Source organism: Roseivirga sp. BDSF3-8 (assembly GCF_041449215.1).
Classification (GTDB): domain Bacteria; phylum Bacteroidota; class Bacteroidia; order Cytophagales; family Cyclobacteriaceae; genus JBGNFV01.
The window spans coordinates 5,287,984-5,306,066 of the sequence record NZ_JBGNFV010000001.1; the positions used below are offsets into that span (position 1 = coordinate 5,287,984).

At 49.9% G+C, this 18,083-nt stretch carries 12 protein-coding genes; 3 read left to right on the forward strand and 9 right to left on the reverse strand.

Translation table 11 applies throughout. The features are described from left to right. Positions 1 to 467 precede the first annotated feature (467 nt). The 7 genes from AB9P05_RS21545 to AB9P05_RS21575 all read right to left on the reverse strand — a co-directional run bounded on the left by AB9P05_RS21545 (position 468) and on the right by AB9P05_RS21575 (position 8,857). Positions 468 to 767 (reverse strand): hypothetical protein, encoded by a 300-nt coding sequence (locus AB9P05_RS21545; RefSeq protein WP_371910905.1) that lies wholly within the window; start codon positions 765 to 767, stop codon positions 468 to 470. 774 nt (positions 768 to 1,541) lie between these two features. After that, complete coding sequence (locus AB9P05_RS21550) at positions 1,542 to 3,164, reverse strand: sodium:solute symporter (protein ID WP_371910906.1); 1,623 nt, start codon at positions 3,162 to 3,164, stop codon at positions 1,542 to 1,544. A gap of 25 nt (positions 3,165 to 3,189) precedes the next feature. Then, the gene (locus AB9P05_RS21555) at positions 3,190 to 4,359 is read right to left on the reverse strand and encodes an aldose epimerase family protein (protein WP_371910907.1); all 1,170 of its coding nucleotides are present in this window, start codon (positions 4,357 to 4,359) and stop codon (positions 3,190 to 3,192) included. Beyond that, on the reverse strand, positions 4,356 to 5,846 hold the full coding sequence (gene araA, locus AB9P05_RS21560) for an L-arabinose isomerase (RefSeq protein WP_371910908.1): 1,491 nt from the start codon (positions 5,844 to 5,846) through the stop codon (positions 4,356 to 4,358). Before araA ends, AB9P05_RS21555 begins: the two co-directional genes overlap by 4 nt. Continuing rightward, positions 5,843 to 6,493 carry an HAD family hydrolase gene (locus tag AB9P05_RS21565; RefSeq protein WP_371910909.1) on the reverse strand — a complete coding sequence of 217 codons (651 nt, stop codon included), beginning with the start codon at positions 6,491 to 6,493 and terminating at the stop codon, positions 5,843 to 5,845. Before AB9P05_RS21565 ends, araA begins: the two co-directional genes overlap by 4 nt. Next, on the reverse strand, positions 6,490 to 7,191 hold the full coding sequence (locus AB9P05_RS21570; protein ID WP_371910910.1) for an L-ribulose-5-phosphate 4-epimerase: 702 nt from the start codon (positions 7,189 to 7,191) through the stop codon (positions 6,490 to 6,492). Before AB9P05_RS21570 ends, AB9P05_RS21565 begins: the two co-directional genes overlap by 4 nt. Further along, positions 7,178 to 8,857 (reverse strand): ribulokinase, encoded by a 1,680-nt coding sequence (locus AB9P05_RS21575; protein ID WP_371910911.1) that lies wholly within the window; start codon positions 8,855 to 8,857, stop codon positions 7,178 to 7,180. The genes AB9P05_RS21570 and AB9P05_RS21575 overlap by 14 nt, the downstream gene beginning before the upstream one ends. Positions 8,858 to 10,015: 1,158 nt before the next feature. Here AB9P05_RS21575 and AB9P05_RS21580 point away from each other — a divergent pair. The 3 genes from AB9P05_RS21580 to AB9P05_RS21590 are packed head-to-tail and all read left to right on the forward strand — an operon-like array spanning position 10,016 to position 13,464. Next, entirely contained in the window at positions 10,016 to 10,945 is a 930-nt protein-coding gene (locus AB9P05_RS21580; protein ID WP_371910912.1) for a hypothetical protein, read from the forward strand. 1 nt (position 10,946) lies between these two features. Further along, complete coding sequence (locus tag AB9P05_RS21585; protein WP_371910913.1) at positions 10,947 to 11,423, forward strand: hypothetical protein; 477 nt, start codon at positions 10,947 to 10,949, stop codon at positions 11,421 to 11,423. Continuing rightward, a complete protein-coding gene (locus AB9P05_RS21590; RefSeq protein WP_371910914.1) occupies positions 11,410 to 13,464 on the forward strand; it encodes a hypothetical protein in 2,055 nt (684 codons plus the stop codon). The genes AB9P05_RS21585 and AB9P05_RS21590 overlap by 14 nt, the downstream gene beginning before the upstream one ends. Positions 13,465 to 13,584: 120 nt before the next feature. Here the strand turns inward: AB9P05_RS21590 and AB9P05_RS21595 are convergent, their stop codons facing one another. Both AB9P05_RS21595 and AB9P05_RS21600 read right to left on the reverse strand, forming a co-directional pair. Further along, positions 13,585 to 15,924 carry a beta-L-arabinofuranosidase domain-containing protein gene (locus AB9P05_RS21595; RefSeq protein WP_371910915.1) on the reverse strand — a complete coding sequence of 780 codons (2,340 nt, stop codon included), beginning with the start codon at positions 15,922 to 15,924 and terminating at the stop codon, positions 13,585 to 13,587. Between the two features lie 1,110 nt (positions 15,925 to 17,034). Continuing rightward, the gene (locus AB9P05_RS21600; RefSeq protein WP_371910916.1) at positions 17,035 to 18,051 is read right to left on the reverse strand and encodes a glycoside hydrolase family 43 protein; all 1,017 of its coding nucleotides are present in this window, start codon (positions 18,049 to 18,051) and stop codon (positions 17,035 to 17,037) included. Positions 18,052 to 18,083 lie beyond the last annotated feature (32 nt).

The window sequence follows — 18,083 nt, forward strand, 5'->3', positions numbered from 1 at the left end:
CAGAGTACCAAGGTAGCCTCAACGAAACAGGCTGATGCGGTACTGATGGCCCTTTGCCTGGTCACAATTCACTGAAGTACGCAAGACATTGAGTGGCGCTGGTCCGGAATGGGTTGGATTAAAAATTCAGTAAGTCCTCAGTTACTTTAGGGTGAGAGTTATTTGATAGAACCTGTCAGGTTGTAATCTAAGCATTGCACTGCATGCGCCGTGAAATGGATCGTGCATTGCATGCCGCACATTGCATGCCGCACCTGATAGAAGCTAGATGATTGTAAAAATGGGAGTGTTATCTTTTTCCTTCTAACAACAGAGAAATTGTCACCCTATACCTCATACTTGTTATTATTAGGTTTGATCTACACAGTATCTTTTATAAGATAGGTCGTAGACGTGAAGTAACAATAAGTCATTAACTTATCAACGACTGGCTCTACTGCCAAAATAGATTGCTAATGATCGATGGTTCATATAAAAGATAGCAGCAAAAGAATACCTGCAAGTACAAAAGATATAACTGTACCAGCTTTTTTTCTGCCAAATAGTCTAAAACCCCAGTATAGATTGAAAATCAACTGTAATAAGAATAAAAATGGCCAAATGAATACCACCATCCACTCTGCTGGAATCGTTGCAGCGATCATAACACCAAAAAATGAGCTTACAAAATAGCCGGTTGCTTTATATCCACACTTGTATGGTAATACTAGGTTTAATAGTGTCATCCCATACATTATTGGCAGTGATATTACATAGAATGGATCCATAGCTTCAGTTCAATTAGTTTTTAATTTTTTGTATTAGATAATTAGACGTTTAAAATTAACAAAAACACTTAATATACCAATGTTTATTTTGCGTTAACTCTTACTCCTTAATAGTTAGCGTATTACGTAATGACTACAGCATGTCTACTCTATTACGAAGCCGAGTATTATTTATATCAAAGCGGAAAATAACAAAGAGCATGAGAAAAGTAGGCTACCCGCCTTTCATTCAAAGTAGTCTCAACAGAGACTCAACAAAACACTTTTGCAGGATACTGACAGGCCTTTGCCAGCCTAGCGGTGTGCCGGACCCCCGAAAGTCGGACCACCGAAAGTCGGACCACCGGATTGCCGGACCACCGAGAGTCGGACCACCGGATTGCCGGACCACCGAGAGTCGGACCACCGAGAGTCGGACCACCGAGAGTCGGACCACCGGATTGCCGGACCACCCAAAATAAAACACGCCTTCGCGTTTTTATTTCCCCCCGAAAGTCGGACCTCTCCTATTACCACAGGAGGGGAATTGGTGCTTAGCTTGATGGGTATGTCCGCGTGAGGGATGGAGCCATTGTCGGAGCCCGTAATGGCCTTGTGCGCGGGCAGGCGACTGGCGAGAGCCCGACCCGGCCGCGCGAGCGGACGGGTCACGCCCAATACCCTCTTACCCCCGACCCCAAAACCACAGGCACCTCAGGCATAAAAAAAACCAGCCCCGCATAGGCAGGACTGGTTTTCCATAAACCACATCTTAAACTTTAATTACAAAACGCTTTACCGGGCGCCGCTGAACCAGATCATGACGGCCCCTACCAGCAGGAGTATGAGGACGGATATGAGGATATCCACCCAGTTGTAGCTGGACTTGTTTTCGGCTTTGTCCTGGTCGCTGAGGGTGCCGTAGGTGAGGCCGGCAAGCTGGGCTTCGCTCTGCTGCGGGGTGGCATAGCTGACGGCTATGGCGAGTATGATGCAAAAGAGGAAGAACCACGCACCGAAGGTGAGGAAGTTGACGGTGGCGAGGGTGTGCAGCAGGCTGCCGGGGGTGAGGCTTTCGGCACTGAGCTCGAGTATGATACGGGCGGCACCAATGAGGAAGCCTACGACGAGGGTGGTGTAGGCGCCATGGGAGTTGATGCGCTTATAGAAGATACCGAGCAGGAACACAACGGCGATGGGGGGCGAGATGTAGGCCTGCACCTTTTGCAGGTACTCGTAGAGCACGCCGGAGATGTTCTGCATAATGGGGATCCAGAGTATGCCGAGGAGCACGACGATGGCGGTGGCAACACGGCCAATGTTTACGAGCTTGTACTCGGGGGTATGGGGCTTCAGCTTCTTGTAGATGTCCACGGTGAAGAGGGTGGAGCAACTGTTGAAGACGGAGGCGAGGGAGCTCATGAGGGCGGCGAGGAGGCCGGCGGCAACGAGGCCGCGGATACCGGCGGGCAGCAGGTTGCTCATAAGCACGGGAAAGGCCTCATCGGGGGTGTCCCACTGCAGCTCGCCTTTGGTCTTGAGGGCGAGGGCGATGATGCCGGGCACAAGGAAAAGGAACACGGGGAGCAGCTTGAGGAAGGCGCCGAAGATGGCTCCTCTCCTGCCCTGCTTGATGTTGCGGGCGGTAAGGGTACGCTGCACGATGTACTGATCGGTACACCAGTACCAGATGCCTACGACGGTGCTGGTGATGAGGAGTGAGGGCCAGGGGAAATCGGGATCACTTGGCGGGCGCCACATGTTGAAGTACTCGGCGCCGAGGGTGTCTTCCATGCCGCTCCAGCCGCCGATCTTGTCCAGGCCGAGCCAGGTGAGTACGGCGGCACCGAGCACGAGCACGATCATCTGCAGGGTTTCGGTGTAGACGACGGCGCGCATGCCGCCAAGCACGGTGTAGAGGCCGGTGAGGATGACGGTGCCGAGGGCGCCTACCCAGAAGTTGATACCAAGGAGGGCGCTGACGACTACGCCACCGGCGTAGATGGTAACGGAGACCTTGGTGAGGATGTAGGCGATGAGGCTAACGAGGGAGAGGAACCAGCGGGAACGGGGGCTGAAGCGCCTCTCGAGAAACTCGGGCATGGTGAAGACGCCGCTGCGGGCGTAAAAGGGCAGAAATACCCAGCCGAGCAGGAGTACGACCCAGGCTTGTATCTCGTAGATGAGCATGGGGATCTTGTCCCCGGCTCCGGCACCGGCGAGGCCGACGACGTGCTCTGAGCCGATGTTGGAGGCAAATATGGAAGCACCTACTACAAACCAGCCTATGGAGCGGCCGGCGAGGAAGTAGTCTGTGGTATCGCGGTTCTTTTGGAGGATCACCCACAGGGCGACGCCGAAAAGGACGGCGAAGTAGAGGGCAATGAATATCCAGTCGAGGGTTTCTAAACTCTTCATGGGTTCGGGCTATGTCGTTATGTGATTACAGGGTACCGAAGGTGTATTTGGTCTTGGTACGGTAGGTCTCGCCGGGCTCGAGCACTACGCTGGGGAAGCCGGGCTGGTTGGGCGAGTCGGGAAAGTGCTGGGTCTCGAGGCAGAAGCCGGAGCGGTACACGTAGGGGGTGCCGTCTTTGCCGGTGATGCTGCCGTCCAGGAAGTTGCCGCTGTAGAACTGTATGCCGGGCTCGGTGGTGTATACCTCCATCACGCGGCCGCTCTGCGGCTCCTGTACGCGGGCGGCTACGGTGCTGTAGCTGTCGCTGTTGAGCACCCAGCAGTGGTCATACCCGCCGCCGCGTGCGATCTGCTCGTTTTCGGCATTGATGTACTCGCCTATGGGCTGCAGCTCAGTAAAGTCGAAGGGGGTGCCTTCGACCTGCTTTAGCTCACCGGTGGGTATGAGGGTATTATCCACGGGCAGGTACTGGCTGGCATTGAGCATAAGCCGGTGGTCCAGTATGGTGCTGTCGCTGCCGAGGTTAAAGTAGGAGTGGTTGGTCAGGTTCACGATGGTGCGCTTGTCTGTCTCCGCCTCGTACAGGATCTCGAGGGTATGGTCGGGGTAGAAAAGGTAGGTTACCTTTACATCCAGGGTACCGGGATAGCCCTCTTCACCGTCGGGGCTGGTGTAGGTAAGCTCCACACCGGCGGCCTCTTCGGTCTGCACCTCTTTGCCCTGCCACACTACCTTGTCAAAGCCTTTTTCGCCACCGTGCAGGTGGTTCTGGTCGTTGTTGGTGGCCAGGGTGTACGCTTCGCCATCCAGGCTGAATTTGCCTTTGGCAATGCGGTTGCCATAGCGGCCTATGATGGCGCCGAAGAAGGGGTTATCGTCCAGGTAGGGCTGCAGGCTGTTATGGCCGAGCACCACATCGCCGAGGTTGCCGTCTTTGTCGGGTACCATGAGGGAGGTAACGATGCCGCCGTAGGTGATGATGTCGACCTTGGCGCCGTCGGGGGCCTCTACAGTGAATTTCTCAATCTCTGTGCCGTCGGGCATGGTGCCAAAGGGGGCTTTGGTAATAGCGGGTATGGTGGCTTCGGGTTCACTCATGGTGTCGCTCTCCTGTTCTTTTTGGGCCTTTTCGGCCTCACAAGACATCAGAAGCAGGCATATGAATAGGGTAAGGGCGTGTTTCATCAGTCTCATTTTTGAAAAATATGGTAATACATTTCATTCCAGTTGAGGGTGTTCTTAAAGTCCCGCATGCGGGTGTCTTTGTCAATCACCACTAGTTCCACGCCTGCAATATCGGCAAGGTCTTCGATAAATTCGGTGGTGACGGGCTTGCTGAACACGGTATGGTGGGCACCGCCGCCGTGTATCCAGGCTTCTGCGGCTACCTCCAGGCTGGGCTGCGGGTCCCACAGCACGCGGGCGACGGGGAGCTTGGGCAGGTCGTGCTCGGGCTCTACGGCCTCCACCTCGTTTACGAGGAAGCGGAAGCGGTTGCCCATGTCTATGAGGGAGACGTTGATGGCGGGTCCGCTGCTGACGTTGAACACGAGGCGGGCGGGGTCGTCTTTACCGCCGATGCCGAGGGGGTGCACCTGACAGGAGGGTTTGCCGCTGGCAATGGAGGGGCATATCTCGAGCATGTGTGAGCCGAGTACGCGTGAGCGGCCGCTGCGGAAGTCGTAGGTGTAGTCTTCCATAAAGGAGGTGCCGCCCTCGAGGCCCTGGCTCATGAACTTGATGGCCGCGAGCAGGGCGGATGTCTTCCAGTCGCCTTCGGCCGCAAAGCCGTAGCCGGCTGCCATGAGGCGCTGGGCGGATATGCCGGGCAGTTGCTTGAGGTTGCCGAGGTTCTCAAAGGTATCGGTAAAGGCATGGAAACCGCCGTCTTCGAGGAAGGCTTTCAGCCCGAGCTCTATCTGTGCGGCGTCTTTCAGGTTCTGGCTGTTGCGCACGTCGTTTTCGATCACGTAGGTATCGGCATACTCCTGCACCAGCTTATCCACCTGCTGGGGGCTTACCTGGTTCACGAAGTGCTCCAGGTCGTTTATGCCATAGCCATTCACGGCAAAACCAAAGCGCATCTGCGCCTCTACCTTGTCGCCTTCGGTTACAGCCACCTGCCGCATGTTATCGCCTATGCGGGCTACTTTCATGTGCTGCAGGTAGTGCCAGCCGGCTGCCACGCGGCTCCAGGTGCCTATCTTCTGTATGGCGGCCTCGTCCTGCCAGTGGCCTACGACCACTTTGCGGCGCTTGCGCAGCCTGCTGGCCATAAAGCCGTACTCGCGGCCGCCGTGGGCGCTCTGGTTTTCGTTCATGAAATCCATGTCGATCTCGCTCCAGGGTATCTCGGCATTGTACTGGGTATGGAAGTGCAGTATGGGCTTGTCCAGGGCCTGCAGGCCGTTTATCCACATTTTGGCAGGCGAGAAGGTATGCATCCAGGTGATGACGCCCACGCACTTGGGTGAGTCGCTGGCCTCTTTGCAGGCCTTGTATATTTCGTCCGGGGTGGTCACCACGCCTTTGTCCTTTACCTGGCAGGGTATGGCACTGTGTGCGTGCAGGCTTTTGGCGATCTCGGCGGCATGGGTGGCCACGTTTTTGAGGGTTTCCTCACCGTACAGGTGCTGGCTGCCGGTAAGGAACCATATTTCGTATTGTTTAATGTCGGTCATTGGGTAATGGGTAAATGTTGGTGGACTTCTTCAAAGTCAGGTACAAAAGCAGCAATACCGCTTATATGGTCAAATTCGTTTGGTTTGTGGGTAGTGGTGATGACGATGACGCGACAGCCTGCGCGTGAGGCTGCCAGGGCGCCGGTGGGGGTGTCTTCAAACACGACACAGTCAGCAGGGGCCACACCGAGCCTTTCTGCCGCCTTGAGGTAGATCTCCGGGTCGGGCTTGCCCTTGCTTACATCGTCGGAGTGCAGCACCACGGGAAAGTACTCGCGCAGCACGAGGCCGTCCAGCACGAAGTCCACATTTTCCGGAGGGGCGGCCGTGGCTATGGCCATAGGCACCTCCTGCTCCTGCAGTGACCTGATCAGGGCCTCGGCGCCGGCTATCAGCCGCAGTTGCTTGCCGAAAATGTTGCGGTACATCTCCTCCTTTTGCCAGGAGATGGCCTGCCGCTCCTCGGGGGTGAAGCGGTCGCCAAACTCCCTCTCCAGTATCTCGGTGTTGATGCCGTGTATCTTCTCCTTCACCTCATCTATGCTCAGTATAAGGCCCTGCTTCTGCAGTATATGCTGCCAGGCCCGGTGGTGCACCATCATATTGTCTATAAGGGTGCCGTCCATATCAAATATTACTGCTTTCATTCCTGTCCGTAATAGGCTTTCGCGCCATGTTTTCTTTCGTAATGCTTTTTGATCAGCGCCTCCTTCAGCCGCGGGGCCTCCGGGTTTATCTGCAGTGTGAGGTAGGCCATGCGGGCCAGTTCCTCCAGCACCTTGCTGTTATACACTGCTTTCTGCGCATTTTTGCCCCAGGTAAAAGGGCCGTGGTTGCCTATGAGCACCATTTCCACCTCGGCGGGGTCCAGGCCCTTATCGGCAAAGCAGTCCAGTATCTGCTGGCCGGTCATATGCTCATAGTCGCCTGCTATCAGCTCGTCCGCCATTGGCGGGGCGCAGGGTATGTCACTGGTGAGGTGGTCCGCATGGGTGGTGCCGAATATGGGCACATCGCGCTGGGCCTGCGCCCAGGCTACGGAGTAGGTGGCATGGGTGTGGGATATACCGCCTATGTTCATCCATTTTTTGTATAAAAAGGCATGGGTTTTCGTATCGGAGGAGGGCCGCATGCTCCCCTCGACTACCTCGTTATCAAAGTCCACGATCACGATATCCTCCGGCTTCAGCGTCTCATACGGCACGCCGCTGGGCTTTATGGCAAATACGCCCTTTTGCCGGTCTACGGCGCTCACATTGCCAAAGGTGTACACTACCAGGTCTAGCGCGGGTAGCTGCATATTGGCTTCGTAGCATTCCTCTTTCAGGCTTTTATAGGCTGACATCTTCTGTTTCGGTTACAGGGGTGAGTGAATCCTCCACAAAGGCACCAAGCTGGCGGTACCGTGCGTAGAGCTTGTTAAAAATGGCGTGAGGCTGGGCCTGGGGCTGGTAGGTCTGCTCAAAGCCGTTGCCCATGGCCTGTATGGCCTGGTGCACATCGGGGTAGATGCCCGCCGCCACGGCCGCGTACATGGCGGCACCGAGTGCAGGGGCCTGCTCTGAGTTGGCGATCCGGATGGGCATGTTCAGCACATCGGCCAGGGTCTGCATAATGAAGCCCGACTTCTTCGCCACGCCGCCTATGCCTACCACCGTCTTTATGTGCACACCCTCCTGCTCAAAGCGCTCCACGATGCTGCGGGCACCGAAGCAGATAGCCTCTACCAATGCTTTGAATATATGGGGTGCGCCTGTGCCCAGGTTCAGGTTGGCTATGGCTGCCTTCAGTGCCTGGTTGGCGTCCGGCGTGCGCCGGCCGTTTACCCAGTCCAGTGCCACCGGGGCATGCTCGCTCAGGGGCAGCTTCTCGGCCGCCTGCGACAGCTTCACGATGAGCTCGTCCTTCAGCGCCTCCACTTTATCCGGCGACAGATCCAGGCCCTCAAGGTTCGTGAGCGGCCAGGCTACTATGTCGCGGAACCAGGCCAGCACATCGCCAAAGGCCGACTGCCCTGCCTCCAGGCCTATCATGCCGGGTATCACGGAGCCATCCACCTGTCCGCAGATGCCGCGCACCGTCTCATCGCCCACCACGTCCCTGGAGGACACAATGATGTCGCAGGTAGAGGTGCCCATCACGCGCACCAGCGAAAACTCCTCTACCTCAGCGCCAACCGCACCGGCATGGGCATCAAAGGTGCCCACCGCTACCGACACGTCCGTCGTAAGGCCCAGGCGCTCCGCCCACTCCGCGTTCAGCTTGCCCGCAGGCAGGTCAGAGGTATACGTCTCCTCGTAGAGGTTATTTTTCAGCGTCACCAGGTGCGGGTCCAGTTGCGCCAGGAAGTCATCCGCCGGCAGGCCGCCCCAGCTCTGGTGCCACATGGCCTTGTGCCCCGCCGCGCAGCGCGACCGCTTAAAGTCCTGCAGGCTCACATCCGTCAGCATAAAGGTCATGTAATCGCAGTGCTCCATCCAGGAGTGGCCCGCGGCCTTCACTGCCTCATCCTCACGGATCACGTGCAGTATCTTGGCCCAGAACCACTCGGAGCTGTATATGCCGCCTTCGTATTTGGTAAAGTCTGTGCCGCCCCAGCTCGCCGCCAGGCCGTTTATCTCATCCGCCTCCTGTATGGCAGTGTGGTCCTTCCACAGCACCACCATGGCGTTCGGGTTTTCCTCCATGCCCGGCTTCAGCGCCAGGCAGCGCCCTTCCGCATCTACCGGCAGCGGCGAGGAGCCGGTCGTGTCTATGCATATGCCTTTTACTGAGGCCGGGGCTACCCCCGCCTCCTTCACCACCTCGCGGATGGTGTATTCCATACCTTCTATATGATCAAGCGGGTGCTGCCTGAAGCGGTTAGCCGAAGCGTCGCAGTATCTACCCTCCTTCCAGCGGCGGTACCAGCTTACCTTGCTGCCCACCGTGGTGCCATCCTGTGCATTCACCAGCACCGACCGCACACTGTCTGTGCCAAAGTCCAGGCCTATTACGTATTTTTCACTCATGATTTCGGGTCTGTTGATACCCTCAAGATAAGGAATATTTCTCAACAAGTGTACAACGTACATTTATAAATTTTAAAATAGTCCCCGCAGACAAAAAGCCCGCTCACGTCTTTTGAGCGCATAAATCCCTGTATCTACTGCTTTAAGTGTGTTTTTTACACTTTAAGGAACGGGGGGATTGGGGCAGGAAATTTTTTGAGGTGAAGAAAACTTAATGAGCCATTCCCGGGCGTGAACGGAGTTCGCTGACCCGGGATCCCCCGGCTACTTGTATAATGCCAGCTTAAAGTGACCTTGGGAGAGTGCTTGAAAGGTAGGGGTGAGTGACGGTATACAGTAGCAGGATAATGTGGGCGTGCCCCGCTTACCAGCGGGTCGGGCTTTCGCCAGTCGCCTCTCCTACGTCGCGGCTCCAACAATGGCTCTATCCCTCACGCGGCATAGTCCGGCTAAAGGCATAGCAGCGCCATCAGCATTAAAAAGCAGAGCCGAAACCCTGCCTTGATACATCCCCCGGACGGGACTATCGCTTTCTAATTTTACATTCTACGCCTGCCTCCGTTGGTTACCGGATTTACAACCCCTGGAAGCCGGGATTTTACTATCGCCCGGTCTCTTGTGCTCCGGAAGGTGGACTTACTGTGCTGCTTTTGATAAAGGACTTGGCACTGTTTCATGAGGCGTTAAAAAAATCCTCCCAGCGAGGCGCTAAGAAAAGAAAACTGTTTGAGGGCTTGGCTGCATAGCAGCAAAACAGATGAAGACAATCAAGCCCGAGAGCGTCCACTCCGGGTTTTTTCTTTTTAGGGAAGCGAAAAGGGTTCTACCCCCATGATTCTCCTCAACTTCATCTCCCCCTCCGCCAGCCAAAAGGCGTCCAGGACGGCTGGAACTGCAAAGGCCTCATCTCCGAAAAAGGCCAAAAGAAACAGGCTTTCTACATTCTAAAGGAGTATTATGAGGGGAGGGAGTAGGTTGTGGCTGATTTCTTTAATCATAAATTACAAGAAATAGTTACATCAAAACCACTAAAATAAACAAATAATGGCAGCTTTAAGAACCAAACGTTATATTGCATCCAGTTTGATTACTGAATGAATTCTAAAAATAGCTCAAAGAATTGATTGGAAGATAATATTCAAATGATTTAATAAGTATATGTTAAAGACAGAATATGGAAGTTTTGATGGGGATAAATGGGAACGTTTATGCCAAATCTGTTTTAAGCATAAATATGAAGAACAGGTTTACCTGGAAATGAAGGCGTCACCTGGGGATTACGGTATTGAAGGATTCACTAGGACAGGTAAAGCATTTCAATGCTACTGTCCAAATGAACACTATACCAAAGATGAACTTTATAAAAAACAATTAAAAAAAATCACGGATGACCTTAATAAACTTAAAATATATGAAAAACAATTAAAAAAAAGGCTAGGAGACACTTTAATAAAGCGTTGGTATTTTGTCACCCCAGAATACAGCAAAAATGAAATAGTTGCTCATTCTACAAAAAAAAGAGACGAACTTAGAAAGTTAAAATTGTCAATAATAGACAATAATAATTTTGAAGTTATTCCTACAGATATCGACTTTTTATCACCCTACCTCTCTACAGCTCTAGGTATTACTAATCATAAATTAGACATTTCTCCAAACAAACCTGTAAGTGAGGAAGAGGGCTTAGTTTGGAAAGGGAAAGAGATTTCGTTAGTAGAAAACGCTCAAAGAAAGCATCAATTACGCTTTCCCTCTCATACTAATGGCATAGAAAGAAAAGTTGATATTTTAACTGAGAAAAGTATAAAACACTTCTTAAATGGCAATTTTTTACTAAATAAGTGGGAAAATGATTATCCTGAAGATTTTGAAAAATTTCTTAGGATAAAAAGTCAATTCGAAGAGAAAGTAATTGAGATTTGTATATTTCCCACAGACAATAATAATGGGAGGTTAAATGAGATAGAATCTTCTTTATTTACCAAGGTCAAAGACAACTTCCCATTTTTAGAAGATACCATGATAACTAATTTATGCAATCAAGTAATGGCTGATTGGATCATGAGGTGCCCGATTGACTTCGAATAATATGGAAGAAATAAAAAACATCTCCTTCAGCAAAAAGCCAATTCCATTGCCTGCTGACTATAGGCCAATGTATAAAATTGCCCAGATAGTTCTTATCCTAAAATCTGTATGCCGTGGGAACACAGCAAAACTAATAAAACTACATCTATTTTCTTGGGCTTTAAAAAGTCAGAATAATAGAGAAGAACTTATGAACTTAATTTCTAGTAATTTTGAATCTGATTTTTCTGTATGGGGAATTGAACCATCTTTGAATAGAGCAGTACATTTTGCAGTTGCAGAAAAAATTTGTGAATACTCAAAGGGGTCCTATAAGCTAACTAAGAAAGGAGAGAATTTCTACAAAATCATAGAAGCAGACGCAGAAATATTAAAAATTGAAAAGGAGTTTTTAGCGCAAATTGGAAAAAGTAAAGTCACTGATAGTAAGCTTCTTGAAATAACTTCTAAATGGACATTATTTAATGATAAAAATTAACGCAATAAAATTTGAAGTAAATACATCCGCTGGATTATTTGGAGGCGAATATTATTTTACCTCTGGTCTCAATATTGTCAGAGGTGATAATACATCAGGGAAAAGTAGTTTTTTTCAAGCAATCCTTTATTGCTTAGGGCTGGAAGAATTGATAGGTGGTAAAAATGAAAAAACTATGCAATCCGTTTTAAAAGATGTAGTTGAATATCCGAAAGGTGATTTTCACAATGTCTTACAATCAAGCATCCAATTAGAAGTAGAAAATGACCTAGAAAAGATAATCACTCTACGTAGAAGTGTTAAAAACACCTCTAAAAGCCCTAAATTAATTGATGTTTTCGAAGGGCCCGTACTTACATCGAAAAATAATATAATTGAAGCCAAGCCTATGTATATACATGACAAAGGTGGAGCTTCTAACGAAGAATATGGGTTTCATCTTTACCTAGAAAATTTTCTAAACTGGAAGTTACCCAACGTTTTAAGTAAACTTGGAGAATCAAGAAAATTATATCTTCAACAGGTTGCTTCGAGCTTTATAATCGAACAAAAATCTGGATGGTCAGATTTTTTTGCAACGATGCCACATTATGGCTTAGCCAATAAAGAGGCTAGAGTTATTGAATTTATACTCGATTTAGATGTATATGAAAATCAAAAAAAGCGTCAGCGTGTAAATGCAGATAAACGTAAAATTGAATCAAATTGGGAGACAATTTATGATCAACTTCTAAAACTAGCTGAAAAAGGCGGAGGGAAACTTGTAGGGCTGGAGGCAAAACCTACAATAATAAATAACCCTAATTCTATTAATATTTTAATACTCTATAACGATTCCTTTATTAACATTTCTGAATATATAGACATTTTAGAGACTGAATTAGAATCCATCGAAGGTAAAGAAATACCATCAGTTTTAGATAAAATAAATGAAAATGAAAAAAAGTTAGAAGAGTTAAATGAAAAGGTTAATCAGCATACCATCACTTATGAGTTGATATCTACAGAGATAAATTTTGACAAAGAGAAGCGCGGAAGATATGATACTCAGCTAGAGTTTTTGAATGAAGAATTGAGGAAAAATCAAGGAGCACTAAAAGTAAAAAAGCTAGGAGCTGAAATAAATCTTAGCGTATCAAACGATAGTTGTCCAACCTGTTATCAACCTATTAAACCTTCTTTATTGCCTCAGGATATTACCGAAAATCCTATGGGAATAGAAGAAAATATTTCTTTCATCGAGGCTCAAATTAAAATGTTAGATGTATATGTAGAAGGAGTTGATTTTAAAATAGATCAAAAGAAAAAAAAGCAAGTTATTTTACGTAAACAATTATCTGAATTAAGGGAAGAAATCAGGAATATTAAAAAGGAATTAATTTCTGACGATAGACTTCCTTCTGAGATAGAAATTGAAAAGAAAATTAATATTAGAAAAAAGATTGAATTTTATAGTAAATACTTAGAAGATGTCACACAATTAATCAATAAAATATCAGACCTATCTATTGAGCACAAAGAGGTTTTAGCAAAGTTTAAGAACCTTCCTAAAGATTATCTATCTCATCTTGATAGAAAAAAAATCGGGAAATTAACCAATGAGTTCAGAAGAATTCTAAACAAAGTAAATTACACTAGTAAAACAACCAATAACTTGTATATCTCTGAAGACACTTATTTACCTATTGCCAATGAAACATTGGAAAATGGAGAAATAAAGTCATATAATATAAGATTTGACTCCTCGGCAAGTGATTTTGTGCGCTGTATTTGGGCTTATACATGTGGCCTATACAAAGTTTCTAAAGAGTTTGAAGGCAATCACCCTCGACTATTAATGTTTGATGAGCCAAAACAGCAAGATATCGCTTTAGAAGATTTTCATAAATTTCTTGCAGAATTATCTGCTTATGAGCATGGTCAAATTTTAGTTTTTGCATCTTTTGAAAACTCAGATAAGTCATTTGCCTCTGCTACAACGGGAATAAAGTTTAATTTAAACGTTATAGAAGGTAGGTTAATTAAACCAATACCCAACTAAACACCCTAATGACATAAGTATTCACTCGTGCCAAACAGGCAGTATCGACAGTCGATCCATCCTGCAATTATAGTCCGAGTACATACTCGAACTATGTGGAATTTACTTTCTGCATAAAACCTACTCCCTCAACAACCTAACCTCATACACCCCTCCGGCGATGGAGCCGGGGGCGGCCTGGAATTTGACGGTTATTTGCTCTGACCTGAGTGATTCGGGGATCGGGTAGTCCACGGTATAGAACTTGTCAGAATTGCCTTTCATATCCACCTCGCTGAGTAGCTGGTCGTTGATGAGGATGGTGAACTGCCGGTCTTTGTCTGCGCCTGAGTAGGTGATGCGGAGGGTGCTTCCCTCCTGCCCCGGGTTATTGAGCACGTAGCTGAACCAGCCGCTGGCGTGGCGCCAGTAGCGGCCTTCGTAGATACCGGCCTCCGTCTGCTGGCCCTGGAACTGATGGTCGGACTCAGGCTGTTGCTCTCCGGTGGCCACCATGTCCACCGTCTTGGCCTGCAGCGCCAGCATGGCGCGCTCCTTCTCCTCCAGTTCTTTCAGTTTTTCCTGCTTCTCCTCCTCACTGTATACCGGCCAGTACATCATGTAGCGCGCATCGTGTATGGTGTAGAAGGGCACCAGGCTAAGGTCTTTCCCGTCCGTATTCTGCACCAGGCCATCGAGGGAAAAAGTCATAGGCCCTGTTTGCGTTAGGGATTCCGCCAGTCCCGTGGTATCGTCAGTGACCAGGAAGGGAGCTTCATCCAGCGGGTAGAACCTGCCCGAGGCCACATGCGCCATACGGCTGGCATCTGCAAAGAGGCCGGTGAGGCCCGCCGTGTCCGTCACCGCAGACAGCAGCACCGGCCCATGCAGGAAGGAGGCATAGGGTGAGCCATCCGGCAGAAACTCGGCATACGTTTTCATAGGCAGGCTCAGGGCTATCTCGTCGCCGTTTTGCCACTTGCGGTTTACCACCAGGTAGCCCTTGCCATTGCTTTCAGCCTTTACATTCCGGCCATTCACCTGTACGGTCATTGGCCCACGCAGCCAGGCAGGCTGACGTAGTAACACCTTAAAGCGCGAAGGCTTATCCATCTCAAACTGCAGCCGGGTACCTTCCTCTTCCGGAAAACCGGTCTGCTGGGTAATCGTCATGCCTCGCTCCTTCCAGTGTAGTTCCGAGGGAATGAATAGATTGACGTACAGATCATCGCCGCGGTGAGCGTAGATAAGTTCACCGTATTTGCCATGGTTTTCGAGGCCTGAGCCTACGCAACACCAGAAGCTCGTCTCCGGCCGGGAGTAGACACGGTAATGCTGCGGGCGGATGGGCGTGAAGTACACAAAACCGCCCTCAGGATGCTGCGAGGAAAGAATGTGGTTATAAAGTCCACGCTCGTAAAAGTCTATGTATTTAGCCTCCGATTGCTGTTGATACAGCATGTTGGACAGCCTCAGCATATTATACGTATTGCAGGTTTCAGGCCCCTGGTTCGTCTCCACCATGGAAGAGAAGTCATCCTTCGGGTTGAAGTGCTCGCGCACGCTATTACCGCCAAAGGCAATGCTCCGCTCGTTTACCACATTATCCCAGAAGTAAGCAGCAGCATCGTGCCAGGCACTGCTATCCGCCAGCTCCGCGACCCGCTGGAAACCAATCACCTTAGGTATCTGCGTATTCGCATGCATACCCGTCAGTTCGTCATTATGCTTTTTGAGGGGATAAAGGATCTTACGGTGAGAATATTGCTCCGCCAGCGTCAGATACGCCTCCTTACCCGTCACGGCATAGGCATCGGCAAACACCTCGTTCAGCCCCCCGTGTTCACTCACCAGCATTTCCTGTATCTGCGCATCGCTCAGGTTTTCGCTCAGCTCTACAAACCAGTCCGTCAGCTCCAGCCAGATCGTTTTCGCCTGCTCACTTCCGGCTACCTGGTACGCATCACGAAGACCGGCCAGCAGCTTATGAATGTTGTAAAGGGGCACCCACTTTTCATTCAGGGAAAAGCCCCCCGCGCGGATATTGCCATTGCGTATTTCCTGCCACATCTCCTGCCCGCCGGGTATGCCGCCCACGTAGCCGTTGCCGTTTGCCTCTTGGCAGCGCTGCAGTTCATCCAGCATGTAGTCCAGCCTGTCTTTCAGCGCCTTATCACCCGTAGAGGCATACATCAGCGCCAAAGCAGAAAGGTAATGCCCGCCCGTGTGGCCATTTAGCCCGGAGTTTTCCCAGTTTTCGTACAGCGGCGCCTTCGGCTCCAGCCCTGCATCTATCAGAAAGGGCGCCAGCAACCGATCCGGATCCAGCGCCAGCATATACGCCTTATCCGTCTCCTGTGCCCTCCGGAAAGGACTCTCCAACAGCCGTACATCCTCCAGCGGAAAGGTCCCTACAGACGACTGCGCCAGAGAAACAACAGGTAATAACAGGCCTAAGGCAAAGCAAAGATTCTTGAGCATGAAGGGGTCGTTTATTCCAATAAGTGTACAAGGTACAATTTAAGGAATTATGCGTAGTCTCTATATTTCTAAAGCTTAATTTGTTAATTGCAGTCACTATTTTCAAAATTTAATTTTAATTCAGTCGCTATGAGTAAAGAAAAATTACAACTCAAAAATCTCACTATATCTAGTTTTATAACCCAAAGTGAATCCAGCACTCAAAAAGGAGGTGTTTCACTAACTTCATGTGATGTCATAAATGAAAGCAGATGCTGCTTGTATGTCACAATAAAAACTGATAAGTGTAATTCAAAATGTGCTTGCCTTTGATTAGCTAAGTTAGCCAAGTTGGTGTGAGGAAATTCTCGCACCAACTATTAATGATAAATACGAATTGTACTTCGCGAATGCAGTAACTCAGGTACGATCTCTGAAATCAGGCAGTAAAAAATTCCTTCCCCGGGGGGAAGGTGGCTGCGGAGCAAATGCATCATTAAAATACATGCCCCTGAAAATTAACTCTCAAGAGTCTCAGCCAAATCTTTCTTCGCAGACGGAAGGGGTTCTCCCTGTCTACTTGCAGTATGCTGTCTTAAAAGCGCCCTTTTAGCAAAATATAGATTAAATGTCATCATACTGCATCGTTACTATCCTGCCAAACGACGTATACCTTTTTGCCAAGCACGCCCCTCTCCCGGCTGGCTTAGATTATTGTAGCCGAATACCTGCCCTGATACATCCCCCGGACGGGACTATCGCTTTCCAAATACACACCCTACGCCTGCCCCCTTCGAAGTCAGCATTTTCACTATCGCCCGGTCTCTTGTGGTCCGGAAGGGGGACTTAATTTCTGCATGGGAATGTTGCTAGATGTTGGGAATTATAAAAAGAAACTCGGCCTTGCAGGTTGGGGCGTTAAAAAATCCCCTCTAACTACCGCGAGGCTATGTCTCGGATGAAATCTTGTGGTTGAAATTAATGCGAAGTTGTACTTCGCAAATGCAGTGAAGCCGATATAAACTGCAAAACCTGCAGCATGCAAGGCCAAGTTCAACTTGGCGGAAATGGCTACCACGAAGTGCAACTTCGCGGTAGTGAAAAATCTAAAACTCTAACCGGTATTATATTTCACTCCACCCTCTCCACTCCTTCCACCGTCTGGACGATCTCCTGCATGGTGCCGTCTTCGTTGAAGTGGAGGCGGTCGATGGAGACGGAGCGGCGGAACTCGCCGCCGTTGGGGAGGCTGCCGGTGTGGTAGATGAAGTACCAGGCGCCTTTATATTCTACTACTGCCTGGTGGTTGGTGGGTGAGTTGGGCACTGTGTCATTCAGGCGGCCCTGGTAGGTCCAGGGGCCTTCGGGGCTGTCGGCCATGGCGTAGTCGATCACTTCGGGGAACTGGGCGGAGTAGGTCAGGTAGTATTTACCCTGGCGTTCGAACAGCCAGGGGCCTTCGGTGAAAGCAGGCAAGTCTAGGGTGTGGATGGGGCCATCCAGTTCGGTCATATTATCTTTCAGTTTGGCGTATTTGAGCACCGTATTGCCCCAGTACAGGTAGGCACTACCGTCCTGGTCTATGAATACGGCCGGGTCGATATCGTCCCAGGCGATGTCGGTGTGGGTGGTCATGTCATTCGTGATCAGCGCTTCGCCTACCGCATCAGTATAAGGTCCGAGGGGGTGATCTGCCACAGCTACGCCAATGGCCTTGCCGGGAATGTCTTTATGTTCTGCGGTTATGTACCAGTAAAATTTGCCGCCTTTCTCCACTACATGAGCGGCCCAGGCCTGCCCACTAGCCCACCCGAAGTCTGCCACCTGCAGTCGCGCGCCGTGGTTGGTGTAGTTCATCATATCGGTGGTGGAAAACACATACCAGTCGTTCATTACAAAGCCCTCTCCCCCGGCCTCCTGCTCATCATGCCCGGTGAAGATGTACAGGGTGTCGTTATGCACCAGTGCGGCCGGATCGGCCGTGTACATGTCCCGGAATACCGGGTTTCCTGCATGGGTCTGTTCCGGTGTCTGGGGCTGCGGTGATGCCGGTTCCTCCTCTGCTGAAGTACCGGAATTACAAGCCGTGAAGCCAATTAAGCTTATCAGTAAACAGGATTGTATGAGGTACTTACATATCATGTCCATATCTTCTTCATTTAAAAAATAAAAGGTGGGCC

Bases quoted from the DNA above. Each gene is read 5' to 3' on its own strand.
- AB9P05_RS21545 (WP_371910905.1), bottom strand. From the start codon at position 767: ATGGATCCATTCTATGTAATATCACTGCCAATAATGTATGGGATGACA.
- AB9P05_RS21550 (WP_371910906.1), bottom strand. From the start codon at position 3,164: ATGAAGAGTTTAGAAACCCTCGACTGGATATTCATTGCCCTCTACTTC.
- AB9P05_RS21555 (WP_371910907.1), bottom strand. From the start codon at position 4,359: ATGAGACTGATGAAACACGCCCTTACCCTATTCATATGCCTGCTTCTG.
- araA (WP_371910908.1), bottom strand. From the start codon at position 5,846: ATGACCGACATTAAACAATACGAAATATGGTTCCTTACCGGCAGCCAG.
- AB9P05_RS21565 (WP_371910909.1), bottom strand. From the start codon at position 6,493: ATGAAAGCAGTAATATTTGATATGGACGGCACCCTTATAGACAATATG.
- AB9P05_RS21570 (WP_371910910.1), bottom strand. From the start codon at position 7,191: ATGTCAGCCTATAAAAGCCTGAAAGAGGAATGCTACGAAGCCAATATG.
- AB9P05_RS21575 (WP_371910911.1), bottom strand. From the start codon at position 8,857: ATGAGTGAAAAATACGTAATAGGCCTGGACTTTGGCACAGACAGTGTG.
- AB9P05_RS21580 (WP_371910912.1), top strand. From the start codon at position 10,016: ATGTTAAAGACAGAATATGGAAGTTTTGATGGGGATAAATGGGAACGT.
- AB9P05_RS21585 (WP_371910913.1), top strand. From the start codon at position 10,947: ATGGAAGAAATAAAAAACATCTCCTTCAGCAAAAAGCCAATTCCATTG.
- AB9P05_RS21590 (WP_371910914.1), top strand. From the start codon at position 11,410: ATGATAAAAATTAACGCAATAAAATTTGAAGTAAATACATCCGCTGGA.
- AB9P05_RS21595 (WP_371910915.1), bottom strand. From the start codon at position 15,924: ATGCTCAAGAATCTTTGCTTTGCCTTAGGCCTGTTATTACCTGTTGTT.
- AB9P05_RS21600 (WP_371910916.1), bottom strand. From the start codon at position 18,051: ATGGACATGATATGTAAGTACCTCATACAATCCTGTTTACTGATAAGC.